The sequence below is a fragment of the Shewanella japonica genome (genome assembly GCF_002075795.1).
Lineage (GTDB): Bacteria > Pseudomonadota > Gammaproteobacteria > Enterobacterales > Shewanellaceae > Shewanella > Shewanella japonica.
In genome coordinates this window covers 3,572,892-3,589,745 of the sequence record NZ_CP020472.1, presented here as the reverse complement: position 1 = coordinate 3,589,745, position 16,854 = coordinate 3,572,892, and the positions used below count along the sequence as shown (strand labels likewise).

At 41.9% G+C, this 16,854-nt stretch carries 13 protein-coding genes; 8 read left to right on the top strand and 5 right to left on the bottom strand.

The window, feature by feature from the left end:
• Positions 1–147: 147 nt before the first annotated feature.
• On the bottom strand, positions 148–1,902 hold the full coding sequence (locus SJ2017_RS15435; RefSeq protein ID WP_080916309.1) for a bifunctional metallophosphatase/5'-nucleotidase: 1,755 nt from the start codon (positions 1,900–1,902) through the stop codon (positions 148–150).
• Positions 1,903–2,117: 215 nt separating this feature from the next.
• Positions 2,118–3,233: a CNNM domain-containing protein gene (locus SJ2017_RS15430; RefSeq protein WP_080916307.1), complete on the bottom strand. Its 1,116-nt coding sequence runs from the start codon at positions 3,231–3,233 to the stop codon at positions 2,118–2,120.
• 169 nt (positions 3,234–3,402) lie between these two features.
• On the opposite strand from SJ2017_RS15430, the gene rlmN reads away from it, so the two are divergent.
• From rlmN to der, 8 genes are all read left to right on the top strand, one after another.
• A complete protein-coding gene (gene rlmN, locus SJ2017_RS15425) occupies positions 3,403–4,524 on the top strand; it encodes a dual-specificity RNA methyltransferase RlmN (RefSeq protein ID WP_055025678.1) in 1,122 nt (373 codons plus the stop codon).
• 32 nt (positions 4,525–4,556) lie between these two features.
• A complete protein-coding gene (gene pilW / locus SJ2017_RS15420; RefSeq protein ID WP_055025729.1) occupies positions 4,557–5,342 on the top strand; it encodes a type IV pilus biogenesis/stability protein PilW in 786 nt (261 codons plus the stop codon).
• Entirely contained in the window at positions 5,342–6,334 is a 993-nt protein-coding gene (locus tag SJ2017_RS15415) for a RodZ domain-containing protein (RefSeq protein ID WP_080916306.1), read from the top strand. Before pilW ends, SJ2017_RS15415 begins: the two co-directional genes overlap by 1 nt.
• A 38-nt stretch (positions 6,335–6,372) precedes the next feature.
• The gene (gene ispG / locus SJ2017_RS15410; protein ID WP_080916304.1) at positions 6,373–7,488 is read left to right on the top strand and encodes a flavodoxin-dependent (E)-4-hydroxy-3-methylbut-2-enyl-diphosphate synthase; all 1,116 of its coding nucleotides are present in this window, start codon (positions 6,373–6,375) and stop codon (positions 7,486–7,488) included.
• A gap of 133 nt (positions 7,489–7,621) precedes the next feature.
• On the top strand, positions 7,622–8,896 hold the full coding sequence (gene hisS, locus SJ2017_RS15405) for a histidine--tRNA ligase (protein ID WP_055025675.1): 1,275 nt from the start codon (positions 7,622–7,624) through the stop codon (positions 8,894–8,896).
• Positions 8,897–8,948: 52 nt separating this feature from the next.
• Positions 8,949–9,569, top strand: a complete 621-nt coding sequence (locus SJ2017_RS15400; RefSeq protein WP_055025674.1) for a tetratricopeptide repeat protein — start codon at positions 8,949–8,951, stop codon at positions 9,567–9,569.
• 12 nt (positions 9,570–9,581) lie between these two features.
• Positions 9,582–10,769, top strand: coding sequence for an outer membrane protein assembly factor BamB (bamB, locus tag SJ2017_RS15395; RefSeq protein ID WP_080916303.1), 1,188 nt, complete (start codon positions 9,582–9,584; stop codon positions 10,767–10,769).
• A 78-nt stretch (positions 10,770–10,847) separates the two neighbouring features.
• Entirely contained in the window at positions 10,848–12,314 is a 1,467-nt protein-coding gene (gene der, locus SJ2017_RS15390) for a ribosome biogenesis GTPase Der (RefSeq protein WP_055025672.1), read from the top strand.
• Positions 12,315–12,361: 47 nt separating this feature from the next.
• Here the strand turns inward: der and SJ2017_RS15385 are convergent.
• The 3 genes from SJ2017_RS15385 to SJ2017_RS15375 all read right to left on the bottom strand — a co-directional run bounded on the left by SJ2017_RS15385 (position 12,362) and on the right by SJ2017_RS15375 (position 16,733).
• Positions 12,362–13,590, bottom strand: a protein-coding gene (locus SJ2017_RS15385) for an IS3 family transposase (protein WP_156003307.1) whose coding sequence is annotated in 2 segments (ribosomal slippage) — positions 12,362–13,239 and positions 13,239–13,590 — 1,230 coding nt in all. Because the reading frame shifts where the segments join, the coding sequence is not laid out codon by codon here.
• A 109-nt stretch (positions 13,591–13,699) separates the two neighbouring features.
• Positions 13,700–15,094 carry a DUF3300 domain-containing protein gene (locus SJ2017_RS15380; RefSeq protein WP_080916302.1) on the bottom strand — a complete coding sequence of 465 codons (1,395 nt, stop codon included), beginning with the start codon at positions 15,092–15,094 and terminating at the stop codon, positions 13,700–13,702.
• A gap of 313 nt (positions 15,095–15,407) precedes the next feature.
• Positions 15,408–16,733, bottom strand: a complete 1,326-nt coding sequence (locus SJ2017_RS15375; RefSeq protein ID WP_244899809.1) for an ATP-binding protein — start codon at positions 16,731–16,733, stop codon at positions 15,408–15,410.
• Positions 16,734–16,854: the final 121 nt, after the last annotated feature.

Here is a 16,854-nt window from a genome sequence, read left to right as displayed (position 1 = left end):
ACTTAGGCTAATGCACGCCTGACTTATGTTAATTGGCATCTTAGTTTGCTTACCAACACTTAACGAAATCACTGGCAAGTCATAGTAAAAGTGTAATTGCTATTAAATTCAGTAATGGTTACCTCAGCGATCACCAAGTCAGCTACATTAACGGTGACTGATGTAATGAACATTCGGTTGTAACGGATTTTCAATCAAATTACCGTGCTGCGACACAAAATCGACAAACGCTTCAGGTAATGTCATGGACTCCATATCTTGCTGCCAATGCGCCTTTAACAATGCATCGTAACCTTCTTTACCCGCAGCGGTATAAGCACTTGAAACGCCAATGTATAGCTTCTGTGAATCAATCGCTCGCCATTCGCCTTGAGTGAACTCTTCAATTAAGGTGATACGATGATTCATAGGTAAAGTGCCATCATAAAAGTATCGAATACCATAAGTGTAGGGAAAGCTTCCTGCGCCAGTACCTGTTACCCCATTATTTGTTGCCGAGTTAATGGCGGATTCCAAAGCTTGATATAAGAACTTTCCCTGAATTTGATATTTCACCAAAGGTAACTCGAACGGCAAAATGCGCCCTAATACGTCAGCTAATGACAGGTTCCCCTTGATTAATGACTGACGAACACCGCCAGCATTATGCAGCGCAAAGTCTAGTTGTGGTTCTGATAGTTTGGTGGCTTTATACATACTTCGACACACCCAAGGCGCAATTTCACTGCCATGTGGAAAGTGTTTACTCGGAAGGCGTGTATGAATTAAATCTCGAGGAATATGTGCCAATACCTGTTCTTCAAGTGCATTTAAGGCAGGGCGGTAATCTCGCATAATGGTTTGGTGAACCTCATCATTTGCGGCATTATTCAATATTCCTGGGTGAGCTAATAGCTGGGAGGTGACTGCATCAATTTCAGCTTGACTGATGTCTTGTAAATCTGCTTTTTTCGCCTGTTTGGCATCGAGTGACACTTTAATTTGTTCATCAATCATAAAGTAATTATTGCCATTTAATGAAAGGCATAGACCACTTTCATCGAACTCAATTTGAGCGAGCCCGAGCACTTCTGCATATTTACTGGCATGAATGATAGGGGTGTTGTTAATACGTTCACCGTATTCTGTGTGACTTAGGCCTAAATCTGAAAATTCACCTTGAAGCGTGTGAGAGTGGCCGCCAACAATAACACTTATTCCATCCACTTTTTCAGCCAGTTCACGGTCTTGATCTAACCCTAAATGACTGAGTACAACAATGTGGTATATCCCTTGTTGATGAAGTTTTGCAATGGTGTTTTTAGTGGTGTCGATAGCATTGATAAAGTGGGTGTCAGGATCAGGTCTAGCAATGAGTGGCATTTGATCTAGAGTGATCCCAATAATTGCAATTTGTTTATCGTAAAAGGGTTTGATTAGCACTTTGGCACATTGCTGCTCAGTGTCGTAGTCAAATAACATTGGATGGTGCTTTAAGCGACCTTCTTTATCTTCAAGCTCTTGGCTTAAATCCATATTGCCCGCTAACAAAGGGAATTCGATTCGATTTAAAAATGCCAACACAGGACTATTGCCTGCATCAATCTCATGATTACCTAATACCATGGCATCTGGCTTAAGCATATTCAGTAAATGTGCGTTTGCTGCGCCCTGAAATTCACGAAAGTACAATGTACCTTGAAAGCTGTCGCCGCCATGAAGAAACATAAATTCGTGTTGGTTTTTCACCGCCGCGATTCTTGCCGTTTCAATTTGGTGGCCCAAACGGGCATAGCCGCCGGTTTGCGTTTCAGCAAGGTAAGTTTGCTCATTAAACGACAAGGAGAATTGAACCTGACTCGGCTCGAAATTTGAATGCGTGTCATTGATATGGGCAAGTGATAAAGAATAGGTGTTCGGCATTTCGTCCTCAAAAAATGGTAAGAGCGAATTGGATATTAGCCCTTATTAGTAAATGCTTAAGTAATTAACTTGGCGACATGATAATGCGTTAACCCCTTTTTGGGAAACGACTCAAAAAATAAATACTCTGTGAGGGTATTATTATTGGCAAAGTCGCAATAATCATAGTCAAAAAAGGGAGCTAGGCTCCCTTTTTATTGAAATATCAAACTGTTTTATATCGTACTATTTTTGGGCGCAACCTCGGGCTCTGGTGTATGCTGGGTTGTTTGTTTTGTAAACTCGCCATCATCAGATAATACGATGCCTTTATGTTTCATTCGCGTGCCCCACAGTTTACGCGCTAATTGCTGCATATCAGTGACAGGGTCGTTTGAATCGACAATTTCTAAGCCTAGTAAAGATTCGACAATATCTTCTAATGTCACAATACCTTCACCTGAGCCGTATTCGTCCACAATCATGGCAATTTTTGTATTGCGCTTAATCATGAGCTCGAAAATCGGTAATATCTTCGCGGTTTCAGGGATCACAAGCAGATTCTTTTTCAACACACCAATAGATTCTTTTGGAGTGTATCGTTCTGCTTGAATAATATTATTACGGTTAACGTAACCGATAATATTATCCGGATCATCTTCGTAGACAGGAATACGCGTAAAAGGTTTCGCTAGAAACTGCTGTACAAATTCACCTTGTGACAAGTGAATTGGTAATTTAAACATGACCGTTCTTGGCGTCATGATTGCAGAGACTGGCATTTCTTTTACTGACAACATTTGGGTCAAAATTGATGACTCTTGTTTGTCTAGCTCGCCTGAACGCAAGCCTATTTCAGCCATCGCACTCATTTCTTGTCTGATATATTGGCCTTCATCGCCTTTCCCCATTAATTTGGTCACTTGAGAAGACATCCAAATTAGCGGTTTAGTTAATCTTTCCATCCAAACCAAAATCAAAGACACAGGCGCAGCGAGTGAACGCCAATAGTTAGCACCTAATGTTTTCGGAATGATTTCAGAAAAGAATAAAATCAAGAAGGTAAGCACACCAGAGAATACTCCAAGCATTTCATCACCAAAGACTTTTGCAGCTTGTGCGCCTGCAACAGCGGCACCCACGGTATGGGCGATGGTATTTAATGTCAGAATAGAAACTAGTGGTGATTCCACATTTTGTTTCTGTTTATCAAGCCGTTTCGCGGCTTTAGGGTTAGTTTTTGCCAAGTTGGCAATATAACTAGGGGTAACAGACAGTAATACCGCTTCAAATACACTGCAAAGAAACGAGATTGCAATGGCGATAAATACTATAATGATAAGAGTTATCATAAAGGTGGAATTACACCTCCATATGGCAGACCAATATTAGTCCAACGAAATTTTAGCACAGTCGTGAAAGTATCAAAGCTTTAATGCAGTGACACTGGCGAAATTTTGTAAGGATCTGTATAATTCGCCGCCCGCTAGCAGGTTTTAGGTTTTTTTGAGGTTACACAAGATGAGTGAGAAAAAGATCAATTTATTGGATCTTGATCGAAAGGCAATGAGAGCGTTATTCACCGAAATGGGCGAAAAACCGTTCCGTGCTGATCAATTGATGAAATGGCTTTATCACTTTGGTGTTAGCGACTTCGAAGAAATGAACAACATTAACAAAGCACTACGCGCTAAATTAGCTCGTAAGTGTGAAGTGGTTGCGCCAGAAATTTCTAGCTTCCAAAAATCTGAAGATGGCACGATTAAGTTTGCTATCAATGTTGGCCAAGGCCAAGAAGTGGAAACTGTCTATATTCCTGAAGAAGACAGAGCGACTTTATGTGTGTCATCTCAAGTGGGTTGTGCGCTAGAGTGTACCTTCTGTTCTACTGCTCAACAGGGCTTTAACCGTAACTTAACGGTTGGCGAAATTGTTGGGCAAATTTGGCGAGTATCGCAATTTTTAGGTTTCCAAAAAGAAACAGGCGAACGACCAATTACAAACGTAGTGATGATGGGCATGGGTGAGCCATTACTTAACTTAGCTAATGTGATCCCTGCAATGGACATCATGTTAGATGATTTTGGGTTTAGCTTGTCAAAACGTCGTGTCACCTTATCAACCTCTGGTGTTGTTCCAGCGCTTGATAAACTGGGTGATGCGCTAGATGTCGCTCTGGCTGTGAGTATTCATGCGCCAAACGATGAACTGCGTGACGTGTTAGTTCCAGTTAATAAAAAATACCCATTGGAAGAGTTCCTTGCTGGTATTCGTCGTTACTTAGCAAAATCAAACGCTAACCGTGGCCGTGTAACGGTTGAGTATGTGATGTTGGATCATATCAATGACAGTACTGATCAAGCACACGAGTTAGCCAAGTTAATGAAAGACACACCGTGTAAAATTAACTTAATTCCATTTAACCCTTATCCTGGTTCGCCTTATGGTCGCTCTTCTAATTCCAGAATTGACCGATTCTCGAAAGTGCTAATGGAATATGGGCTGACTGTTATCGTTCGTAAAACACGTGGCGATGATATTGATGCTGCTTGTGGTCAATTAGCGGGTGATATTCGTGACCGCACTAAACGTCTTGCGAAAAAACGCATGCAAGAGAGTGCTATTTCGGTCACAATGGATTAACTCATTGTTTGTATAGATTAATAGGCGTAAAAATCATGCACGGATTGCCGAAGCTTTTAATGATTGCTACTTTATCACTGCCTTTAGTGGGTTGTGTAACGGAAAGAACGTATACTGGTACGGATATCCCTGTTTCTGAAAGAACCTTGGATAAACAGTCTGCTGCAAAAGAAAGAATGCAATTAGGCCTAACTTACCTTAACCGTGGCAATATGGAGCAGGCAAAGTTCAACTTAAACCGTGCTGTTGAGTATGCGCCGCAATTAAGCGCAGTGCACACAGCGATGGCCTATTATTACCAGACTGTAGGTGATATTGAGCGCACGGAAGAATCATACAGAAAAGCAATTAATACCAGTGATGCAACGGGTGATGCGATGAACAACTTTGGTGTATTTTTATGCCAACAAGAAAAATATTCGCAAGCTGAAGCTATGTTCAAAAATGCGATTAATGCAAAAGAATACACACGTACCGCGTCAAGTTATGAAAACCTTGGCGTGTGCAGTTTATCTGCAGGTGAGCCTGAAAAGGCGAAGCAGTACTTTGAAAATGCATTACGTTATGACCCAAGAAGAAAGTCCACTTTAATGGAGTTAATTGATTTAGCTATTTTAGAGAATGACTACGATAGCGCTAAATTCAACTTAAGCCGTCTTCATCGAGTGGCAGAGCAAACGCCTGAAAGTTTAGCTTTAGGAATAAAAATATCGCGCGAGTTAGCAGATGAGGATGCGGTTAAACGCTATGGTATTACCTTAATTGCCAAATATCCGACATCAGAACAAGCGAAAGAATACAGGGCTACTTTGCATTAATGACAAATAACAATCAAACATCCCAAACCAATGGGAGTGACGCTGAACAGGCAGATATACTTGAAGCAGTATCTACTGCTGGTATGTTGCTGCGTACAGCTCGAGAGAAAAAAGGGTTATCGATTGATGCGGTTGCAACCCAATTACATTTACGTCCTGGCATCATCGAAGATATTGAGAATGATAAATTTGATAATATCGCTTCAGCAACCTATGCACGTGGATATGCGAAAAACTATGCCAAATACATCGAAGCAGATGTAGATGCAGTACATCAATGTTTAGCGCAACAATTGCCAGATGAAACTGCAGCAATGCAGAGTTTTTCTCGCAAAACCACACGTGAAGCCCGTGATAGCCGCTTAACAATAGTGACATATTTAATTGTCCTTGCTTTGTTAGCGCTGCTAGTTGTGTGGTGGGTGCAAAAAGACTCTATGTTAAGTGGGATAGATTTATCCAAACCTACCGTAGAAGAAGTTGCAGCTGCAAATGTTGTTAGTCAAACAGAAGATTTATTAGAGCCAGAAATCGACCCTAATATGGCGTATGTTGAGCCAGCGGATCAGTTAAATGAACAGACTGCCCTGCAAAATGAACAAAGCAACAACTCAGATTTGCCGGCATCATCAGTTCAACCTGTAGAGCCTACGAGTACCGATGTTGTAATGCTTGATAATGCGCAACAAAATGTGGTCGAGCCTGCGTTACAATCAGCATCCGCTTTGGTTGCTGATAATGTTGCTGCACAAGATGCTATTTCTATGAGCTTCAGTGCTGATTGTTGGGTGAATATCGTTGACGCAACAGGCAAAACCATTGTTGATGGTGTCAAAGGTGTTGATAGAGTGGTTGAAGCACAAGGCGTTGCTCCGTTCAAATTGATCTTAGGGGCTCCACAAGTTGTGACCCTTCAATTTAATGGTGAAAATGTCAGTTTAGCTGACTTTTCAGAAGGCAGTGTAGCGCGATTAACCTTGCCGAAAGTGTAACCTTGATTGTAATTAGATAAGCAGTAGAGCAACAGATTATGTATAACGAATCTCCAATCATACGTCGTCCTTCGAGCCGCATTTATGTCGGCGATGTCCCTATCGGTGATGGCGCACCTATTGCAGTTCAGTCGATGACGAATACTAAAACGACTGATGTCGAAGCTACGGTTGCACAAATTCGCGCACTTGAAAAAGTCGGTGCAGATATTGTGCGTGTTTCTGTGCCAACTATGGATGCGGCTGAAGCATTCAAAGTGATCAAGCAAAGTGTCAACGTGCCTTTGGTGGCAGATATTCACTTTGACTATCGTATTGCACTCAAAGTTGCAGAATACGGTGTTGATTGTTTACGTATTAACCCAGGAAATATTGGCAACGAAGAACGTATTCGCAACGTTGTTGAATGCGCGCGTGATAAAAATATTCCAATTCGAATTGGTGTTAATGGTGGTTCATTAGAAAAAGATTTAATGGATAAATACCATGAGCCAACACCAGAAGCATTGCTGGAATTTGCAATGCGACACGTGGATATTTTAGACCGCCTTAACTTTGACCAGTTTAAAGTCAGTGTTAAAGCATCGGATGTCTTTTTAGCGGTTGAGTCATACCGCTTATTGGCTAAGCAAATCAAACAACCTTTGCACTTAGGTATTACTGAAGCTGGCGGCGCTCGTGCTGGCTCAGTTAAATCAGCTGTTGGTTTAGGAATGCTATTAGCTGAAGGTATTGGTGATACCTTGCGTATTTCATTGGCAGCCGATCCCGTTGAAGAAATCAAAGTCGGTTTTGATATCTTAAAGTCGCTACGTATTCGCAGTCGTGGTATTAACTTTATTGCTTGTCCTTCATGCTCTCGTCAGGAGTTTGATGTGATCAATACTGTTAATGCACTTGAAATGCGTTTAGAAGACATTACTACTGCCATGGATGTTTCTATTATTGGTTGTGTGGTTAATGGCCCAGGCGAAGCATTAGTATCAGATATTGGGCTAACAGGTAGCAATGGTAAAAGTGGTTACTATGACGATGGTAAACGTCAAAAAGAGCGTTTTGATAACAATAATTTGGTGGATTCATTAGAAGCCAAAATCCGTGCAAAAGCGGCGATGATGCAAAATCGAATCGATATCAAAGACGCAACAGAATAAGTTTGCTTTACATGAAAAATACACCTTACCAGCGATGGTAGGTGTTTTTTTGTGTAAGGCGTGAAAATAAATTAAGGCTCTCGGTCATCGATTATTAATCGATCTAATAGAGCAAGTAAGCAGGCGAATCAACGTGGCAAAACAGATCCAAGCAATCCGCGGAATGAATGACATTCTGCCAACGCAAAGCCCATTATGGCAACAAGTCGAGTCGGTTATCCGCTCAACGGTTAGTGCTTATGGTTACAGTGAAATTCGAACTCCAATTGTTGAGTCTACTGACCTTTTTAAACGTTCAATTGGTGAAGTCACCGATATTGTTGAAAAAGAGATGTACACTTTTGCTGATCGCAATGAAGACAGCTTAACGCTGCGTCCAGAAGGTACAGCGTCTACTGTTCGTGCTGGTAATGAGCATGGTTTACTGTATAACCAAGAGCAACGTTTATGGTACATGGGTCCCATGTTCCGCCATGAGCGCCCTCAAAAAGGCCGCTACCGTCAATTCCACCAGTTTGGTGTAGAAGTGTATGGTATTCCAAGTGCTGATGTTGATGCTGAAGTATTAATGTTATCTGCACGCCTTTGGGATTCGTTTGGTATTAAAGAACACGTAAAACTGGAACTGAATACACTTGGTGATACAGCGGAACGTGCTGCTTATCGTGATGCGCTAATTGCATTTTTAGAGCAACACAAAGAACAATTAGATGAAGATTCTAAGCGTCGCATGTACTCAAACCCATTACGAGTATTAGATTCTAAATCACCGCAGGTTCAGGCTATTTTAACTGATGCACCAGCACTGATGGATTACTTAGGTGAAGAATCAAAAACACATTTTTCAACCTTATGTGAACTCTTAGACGCGGTTGGCATCGAATACACAGTTAACCCTCGTCTTGTTCGTGGATTAGATTACTATAATCGTACGGTTTTTGAGTGGGTAACAGACAGCTTAGGCTCGCAAGGTACTGTTCTTGCTGGTGGCCGTTATGATGGCTTAGTGGGTCAGTTAGGCGGTAAAGATACGCCTGCTGTTGGTTTTGCAATGGGCCTTGAGCGCATTGTATTACTACTGCAAACGCTAGAGCTTGATAAAGATGTGGCACCTGTTGTTGATGTTTATGTCACAGCAATGGGTGAAAAGTGTGTTGTTGAAGCAATTAAAATTGCTCAAGAGTTGCGTCAAAACCTGCCAACGCTTAAAGTCATGACTCATTGTGGTGGCGGTAACTTCAAAAAGCAGATGAAACGTGCAGATAGAAGTGGCGCTGAATACGCACTTATCATTGGTGAAGATGAAATTGCTAACCAGCAAGTCGCCGTTAAACCATTGAGAAATAAAAACGAACAACTTTTGGTTGCCCGAGCTGATTTGGCGACCACGATTAAATCATTATTTTAATGTCAGCGTGACGCTGATATAAAACAGAACTGAATAGAAAGGGGAAGTGCGCGTGGAAATTTATAGCACAGAAGAACAACAAGTCGATGCTATTAAGCAGTTCTGGAAAGATTACGGCAGCTCAATCATTGTTGGCGCTGTAGTAGGTCTGGGTGGATTATACGGTTGGAACTATTATTCTGACGTCAAATTAGAAAATGCAGAAGCCGCTTCTGAAGCATTCCAAAGTATCAGTGCTAATTCAGCTGATAGCGCAGCGGTAATGGCTGCAGTGAGCGAGTTTGGTCAACAACACGATCAACAAGGTTACCAAGCGTTGCTAGAGTTAATGGCGGCAAAAGCAGCTGTTGAAGCGGGTGATTTAGATAAAGCAGAAACTGCTTTTACAAAAATTATTGCTTCAAATCCAGGTGCTTCTTTAGCGTCACTAGCAACAATTCGTTTATCACGAGTTCAAGCTGAGCAAGGTAACTTAGGCACTGCACTTGCAACATTAGATCAAGTGACAGATGAAGCATTTAATGCACAGCGTGATGAATTGAAAGGTGACTTTTTAGTGCGTCAAGGCGATATGGATAAAGCACGAGTTGCTTATCAAGCTGCAATTGATAATGGCGGTGCATTAGCAAGCCCTGCGCTACAAATGAAGCTAGACAATTTAAACAAGGCATAAGGAATTAGCCGAATGAAGTCTTTATGCAAAACCTTGCTTGCTGCTGGATTAAGTGTCGCAATGCTATCGGCTTGCTCTTCAAGTGATACCGAAGAAGAAGTCGTAACAGAACTTACAGAAATTCAAGCCACTGTCTTTCCTGAAGTGAACTGGGAAGTAAACGTTGGCAATGGTGTAGGCGATTACTACTCGCAGTTAAAACCAGCTATTTTTTATGGTCACGTGTATGCCGCTGATCGTAATGGGACAGTTGTTGCTTATAATGAAGAAACTGGTGAAGTAGCTTGGCGTAAAGATTTAGCGTCAGAATTTAAAGATACTGCGCTGGCTAAAACAAAAGAAGCGCGTATCGCTGCGGGTGTAACCGTTGGCCGTAACAAAGTATTTGTGGGTGGTGAGTCAGGTTTATTAGTTGCTTTAGATGCAAAAACGGGTGAAACCCAGTGGAGCGCTATAGCAAGTGGTGAGTTACTGTCAGTTCCTACGGTATCGGAAGATTCTGTCGCAGTGCATACCAGTGATGGTAACCTGGAGTCTTTTTCAATTGCAGATGGCACCAAGTTATGGAGTCATGAAATGCAACTACCTAACTTGACCCTTCGTGGAACAGGTTCTCCAGCATATGATTCTGGTGGTTTCTTCCTTGGTACGGCTGATGGTAAAATAGCGGTAGTAGTAAAAAATAACGGTCAAGTTGCTTGGGAACAAGCGGTATATAATCCAACCGGTGGTAACGAGTTTACTCGTATGGCCGATGTGGACATGACACCGTTAATTTTGGGCGATAATTTATACGCGGTAAGTTACAATGGTAACTTAGTGTCAATGGAGCTGAGAACGGGTCGTGTTGTTTGGACACGTAAGTATTCAAGCTTTAATGAATTGGCCTATGCAGGTGTTGGACTATACTTAGTTGATGACCATAGTCGTATCTATTCAGTAGACAGACGAAATGGTTTAGAGCTTTGGAGTAATACTACGTTAACAAACCGTAGCTTAACATCTCCTGCCGTTATTGGTTCTTATATTGTTGTAGGTGACTTTGAAGGTTATCTACACTTTATCGACCGCAACACTGGCGAAGTAGCTGGGCGAGTTGAGGTTGATAGTGATGGTTTATTCTCACAACCGGTTGTGGTTGGAGACAAGGTATATGTACAAGGTCGTAGCGGAAAGCTAGCGACTGTTGTTCTGCCATAATTAAACCAGAAACCCTATTAGAGCCCCTGGAAGTGTGTTCCGGGGGCTTTTTATTTAAAAGTTTTTAGAGGCAAAATCATGATCCCTGTAGTGGCCCTTGTCGGGCGACCTAATGTTGGTAAGTCAACTTTATTTAACCGTCTTACTCGCACAAGAGATGCGCTTGTCGCCGATTTTCCAGGTTTAACTCGTGACCGTAAATATGGTCGTGCTTTTTTATCTGGTTACGAATTTATTGTGGTTGATACTGGCGGTATCGATGGCACTGAAGAAGGGATCGAAACCAAAATGGCTGAACAGTCGCTAGCGGCGATTGAAGAAGCTGATGTTGTACTGTTTTTAACGGATGCTCGTGCCGGCTTAACAGCAGCGGATTTAGCCATTGCTGAACATTTACGAAGCCGTGATAAAACGACTTTCGTTGTTGCAAACAAAGTTGACGGTATTGATGCTGATTCTGCTTGTGCTGAATTTTGGTCACTGGGTTTAGGTGAAGTTTACCAAATGGCAGCGGCTCAAGGTCGTGGTGTCACAAACATGATTGAATACTCACTAGCACCGTATGCGGAAGCGATGGGTATCAAGCGTGAAGAAACAGACGAGCAAGACGAAGAAGTTCGTGAGTATACCGAAGAAGAAGCTGAAGCTGAGCAAGAGCGCTTGCAAAGTTTGCCAATCAAATTGGCTATTATCGGTAAACCCAATGTAGGTAAATCAACGCTGACTAACCGTATTTTAGGTGAAGAACGTGTTGTTGTTTATGATGCACCCGGTACGACTCGTGACAGTATTTATATTCCTATGGAACGTGAAGGTCGTGAGTACGTGTTGATTGATACTGCAGGTGTTCGCCGCCGTAGCAAAGTGCATGAGACAATCGAAAAATTCTCTGTTATTAAAACCCTGAAAGCGGTTGAGGATTCAAACGTTGTTCTGCTTGTTATCGATGCGCAAGACGGTATTACAGAGCAAGATCTTGGTCTATTAGGTTTTGCGTTAAACGCAGGGCGTGCAATTGTATTAGCAGTGAATAAATGGGATGGTCTTGACCAAGACTTTAAAGAAAGTGTTAAAAGCGAGCTTGATCGCCGCTTAGGCTTTATTGATTTTGCCCGCATTCATTTTATTTCAGCACTTCATGGAACAGGTGTTGGCCATTTATATGAGTCTATTGAAGAAGCTTACGACAGTGCGACTCGTCGTGTGAGTACTTCAATGCTGACACGTATTATGCAAATGTCACAAGATGATCATCAGCCACCGTTAGTGCATGGTCGCCGTGTTAAATTGAAATATGCTCACGCAGGTGGATATAACCCGCCAATCGTCGTGGTGCATGGTAACCAAGTGAGCAAATTACCGGATTCATACAAACGCTATATGATGAATTACTTCCGTCGTTCATTAAAAGTGATTGGTACGCCGATTCAAATTCGTTTCCAAGAAGGTGCGAACCCGTTCCAAGGTAAGAACGAAAAGCTAACGATTAGCCAAGAGCGTCGACGTAAACGCGCTATGAGCCATATTAACAGCCGTAAAAAGTAGTATTAAACGGTATTTTGTCTAGTCCTAAAATAGGTTGACGGTTTTTGTTAAGCCAGTTGGTACTCCCTACTGGCTTTTTCATGCACCTCGTTTGGGGTTTTCATCCCTAAACTAAGATGCGGTCGTAATTCATTGTAAATTGTTACCGATTCCTTGACCAAGGCCCTGAGCTCCTCCATCGTTCGGCAGCGATAAAGCAAAAACTCATGCTTTAAAATACCATTCACACGCTCAGCCAGTGCATTTTGGTAGCAGTCATACCCATCCGTCATTGATGGCGTCATACCGCTGGCTGCTAATGCCATTTGGTATTCCTCTGAGCAATACTGCATCCCTCTGTCTGAGTGATGAATGATATGACCTGTTGTTTGACGACTCTTTACCGTCATATCCAGCGCTTTGACGACATCGCTCGCTTTCATCTCATGACTTAACTCGTACCCCATTATTTTTCTAGAATATGCGTCTGTCACCAGCGATAAGTAATGTGTTCCTTCATCTGATTTCACGTAGGTGATGTCGCTAACTAGCACTTCTTCTACTCGTTCAACAATCTTGTCCTTAAGCAAATTAGGATGCTTTCTAAGCCAGTGATGACTATTCGTTGTTTTGGTGTAGTTTTTTCTCGGCATCACCAACATATCTCGCTGTTTCAAGTATTGAAATAGCCCATCCCGACCGAGTTTTATGCCTTGCTCAACCAACTGTGGCTTGATGAGCTGGTAGAGCTTACGTGTCCCCAATCTTGGCATAAACTGGCGCCAATACTTCACCATAGACATAACGGGTTTAAGCCTTTCAGTTCTTGTTTCAGCACGTTGTTTCCATTGGTAAATCGCTTGTCTTGATAAATTGAATTGCCGACTCGCTGCCGCTAGCTTTACCGTGCCTTTTTCTTTGGCAATCCAGAGCGTTCGGCTAAGTACTTTTTTTCTAAATCGATACCATATTCATTTTTTAACAGTTCAACCATATCGCCATAAATCATATTTTTCATTTCTAGATTGGAAACTTGCTTCTCTAATCGTTTAATTTTCTGGGCTGGGGTTTCTTTACTTTTAGACATAGGAGAGTGCTCAGTAGGGAGTGTCCAGTCTAATCTACCATGCTTTCTCAACCATGTAAGGACGGTGCTTCGACCTTGGATACCGTAGTGCTCTTGAGCTTGCTTATAGGTTAGCTCGCCTTTTTCTACTTGGCTGACGACGGCTAATTTAAAGCCTAATGTGTAATCACGCTGTGTTCGTTTAACGCTGATTGCGCTTGAAGGTTTCATAGATAAGTCTCCAAAGTGTCAACTTATCTCAGGACGGGACATTTATTGCCAATAAAAAGCCTGAATGATGTTCAGGCTTTTTTTATGGCAGAAATTTATAGCTCACTATTTAACGTACTTTCTGTTTAGGTGCGCTTGTACGATGACTTCGTTGAGCTGTACTTCTTTGAGACGACATCCTTTGAGTTGACGCTTTATAAGATGAATTTCTTGATTGGGTCATCGTTTTATGAGTATTTGAACGGGTAGCACTTGTACGATTCGAAGCGTACTGTTTTGAGCTCGCTGCAGTTTTCATTTGATGTGATTTCACCTTATTTTGATGGCTTGATGCTTTCACGTTCGACGGGCTTTTAGAGGCTGTCGACTTATGGGCACTTTTATTTCCATGGGCGCTTTTGTTCACGTGTGTGCTTCTGTTCAAATGCGCCGCTTTATTCGCCGTAGTTGCCTTGTATGCTTTATCGGATTTAACCGATTTACTGACAGCATGAGACTTATTGTGCTTCAGCGCTTTATTGACTCTTTGCTGCTGCGACTGCTTGGCATAGTGTGATTTATTAAGCTGGCTGCTTTTGATGCCATGTTTAGTTGAATGATGAGCCACCTTGACCTTGTTATGACGTAGCTTATCGTAGCGGTGGCTGACTTTCGGCGACTTATACGCAACACCTCGTCTATGAGTCGGATTATGCTTCCAACGTTTTGAGCCGCTGCTATAAGCTATTTTATGTGGCTTACGGTAATAACGGGTGTGACGGTGATTAACCACGACAACTCGATGATGTGACCAATGGACTGCACCAAAAAAATAATTAAAGTTGATGTATACACTCGGCCCCCAATATATCGGACGATGTGGTCTATAGTAGGCGTAAGCGGGGTAATGCCAATAGACTGGTGGGTAAGCATGCCAGCGCCAGTGACCGTATACAATTCTTGGGCCATAAACCGGCACGTAAATGACTTCAGGTTTTGCCGGTTCGATGATGATTTGTTTTTCAACACGGGTAACGGTCATGTTATCCATATTATCGAAGCTATCAGCATCATCTGCTTGTTGTCTTAGTGTTTGAATACTTGCAAGAACACTTGCTTCATCTTGTAAAAATGCTTCCCCTAAATGTTGAGTCCAGGCTAAGTCTTCATTGAGCTTTTCAAGTACTGTAGGAAAGGCCACTAATGCGGTCACGCTTGGATCCCATGACTGTGATTCAGCTTGCAGCATCTTCTGCTCGCTTGATAAATGCTTGTGTTGTTCCTCCCAGCGACGAGCTTGTACAACTTCTAGCGGGTATGTCGATGCAATTAAAATATGCGTCAGTAAACTATCAGGATAAAGCGCTATTGGCGCGAGCATTTGCGCCAATTCAGCTTCAGATGGCAGAGTTTGTTGATACTGCGTGTCATTATTGTCAGAGGCGATGACCGAGAAAGGCACCAGCAAGCTCAGACTGATAATGCCAGCCTTGAGTAGCTTATGTGGAAAATGCAGTCGTCTCATAAAATCTCCAGATATCGAATATCGATACTTTGCGAATGATAGAACTAGCTTAACCAAGTGAAAATGAACGTAAGATGAAAGCGGCCATTATGAGCGTAGAAATTAATAGAAAAGTGACCACAAGGATGAGCAACAAATAATTAAAAGCACTATTTGCAGTAAAACATAGTGGCAGTAACAGCAACGAGGTTGAGTAAAACGAGTTTTTAGAAGAAAGCATTAGCGGCAGTTTTTAGCAATACGCTAGCCATTTATGATAATAGATTAGCAATCCTTAGCAAAAGTCTAGCAGCAGGTCAGCTACCCAATAATATCAGCGAGCAAAACTGAGCATAAATTTAGCACCGCCATATTCGGCGGACTCATTTACAGTGAGTGTACCTTCATAGCTCGTGACTAAATCTTTCACAATGGCAAGTCCAATGCCATGACCTTGGTGGTAAGTATCAGCACGCATACCACGTTCAAAGATGGTCTCTTTTTGTTGCTCCGTTAAGCCTTTACCATCATCTTCAATAATAAAAAATAAACATGACTCCGATTGCGTTACTGACAAACACACTTGAGACTTCGCAGCTTTGCAGGCGTTATCGAGTAAATTACCTAACATTTCGCTTAGATCCGTTTCATCACCTTTAAATATCAACCCAGCTTGTGATTGATAATCAATATCTAATGATGAGTGTTGATGAATTTTCGATAATGTTCTAATCAGCTTCCCTGCGACCTCATCAATACTTACCCCTAAATGCCATGCAGTATTGGCTGACATTTTTGCTTTATTTAGCTGATAACTGATGATGTTGTTAATGTTGCTTGCTTGTTCTTTAGAGTCTTCACTTAAATCGCTTTGGCTTTGCAATACTGCTAATGGGGTTTTTAAGCTGTGGGCTAAATCGGCTAGTGCATTTCGATATCGCTGACGTTGCTGTTGTTCAGTGCTGAGTAAAACATTGAGCTGTTTTGCGACTGCATTTAGTTCAGCTGGGTAGTTAGAGTTCAGTCGAGTTTGCTGACCTTGATCTACCAAGGCGAGCTCACGCGTAAATTGGTTTAAGGGTTTTAACGTCCAGAATAGCCAAATTGCTTGGATTAGCACTAATACAAGCATCAAAATAATCAGCCAAGTCCACAATGTAGCGCTAAATTCGCTGATCTGTTTTTGATAATCAGCATCGTCCTTGATGATATGGACTGTAATAGGTAGCGGCGCGTTGGGTGTTTCAAAACTGACACTGAAACTATAAACCACATGATTGTTATCGCCATTGCCTGCCAAGTCATCAAAGCTTACTTGAGTCAGCTTTCCTTCCCCCATAGGTGGAGTAGGCAGCGCGAGTTCTGTTTTAGCTGGCGTTGGGAGGCTTAACCCAAAGAAAGACTCTGACTGCCACACCATTTGATTATCAGTAGTAATAAGAGCATATAGACCTGAGCCAATCACATTAAATTGATTTTCGAGTAAATAATTAGGCATGACTACGCTATCATCTTTCACTTCTGCTACAGCTAACACAGAGTAAACATAAGCACGTAATTGTTGGTTAATTGATTGCGTTATTTGATGCTGAAAAGCGCTATTAACTGTCACACCAATTAATGGCAATAACACCACAATTAGCAATAACCCGCTAAGCATTAGCCTTAACTTAAGCGAATCTAGCTGGGCAGATTTTAACGAAAATGACTTGTTCTTAAGCTGCACTAAATGAGTCAACTTAGATAATTGATTTGCGATAAACCTCGTCATTTTAGTGTGC

Excerpts from the sequence above, each read along its gene's own strand:
- SJ2017_RS15435 (WP_080916309.1), bottom strand. The coding sequence starts at position 1,902 with ATGCCGAACACCTATTCTTTATCACTTGCCCATATCAATGACACGCAT.
- SJ2017_RS15430 (WP_080916307.1), bottom strand. The coding sequence starts at position 3,233 with ATGATAACTCTTATCATTATAGTATTTATCGCCATTGCAATCTCGTTT.
- rlmN (WP_055025678.1), top strand. The coding sequence starts at position 3,403 with ATGAGTGAGAAAAAGATCAATTTATTGGATCTTGATCGAAAGGCAATG.
- SJ2017_RS15415 (WP_080916306.1), top strand. The coding sequence starts at position 5,342 with ATGACAAATAACAATCAAACATCCCAAACCAATGGGAGTGACGCTGAA.
- ispG (WP_080916304.1), top strand. The coding sequence starts at position 6,373 with ATGTATAACGAATCTCCAATCATACGTCGTCCTTCGAGCCGCATTTAT.
- bamB (WP_080916303.1), top strand. The coding sequence starts at position 9,582 with ATGAAGTCTTTATGCAAAACCTTGCTTGCTGCTGGATTAAGTGTCGCA.
- der (WP_055025672.1), top strand. The coding sequence starts at position 10,848 with ATGATCCCTGTAGTGGCCCTTGTCGGGCGACCTAATGTTGGTAAGTCA.
- SJ2017_RS15380 (WP_080916302.1), bottom strand. The coding sequence starts at position 15,094 with ATGAGACGACTGCATTTTCCACATAAGCTACTCAAGGCTGGCATTATC.
- SJ2017_RS15375 (WP_244899809.1), bottom strand. The coding sequence starts at position 16,733 with ATGCTTAGCGGGTTATTGCTAATTGTGGTGTTATTGCCATTAATTGGT.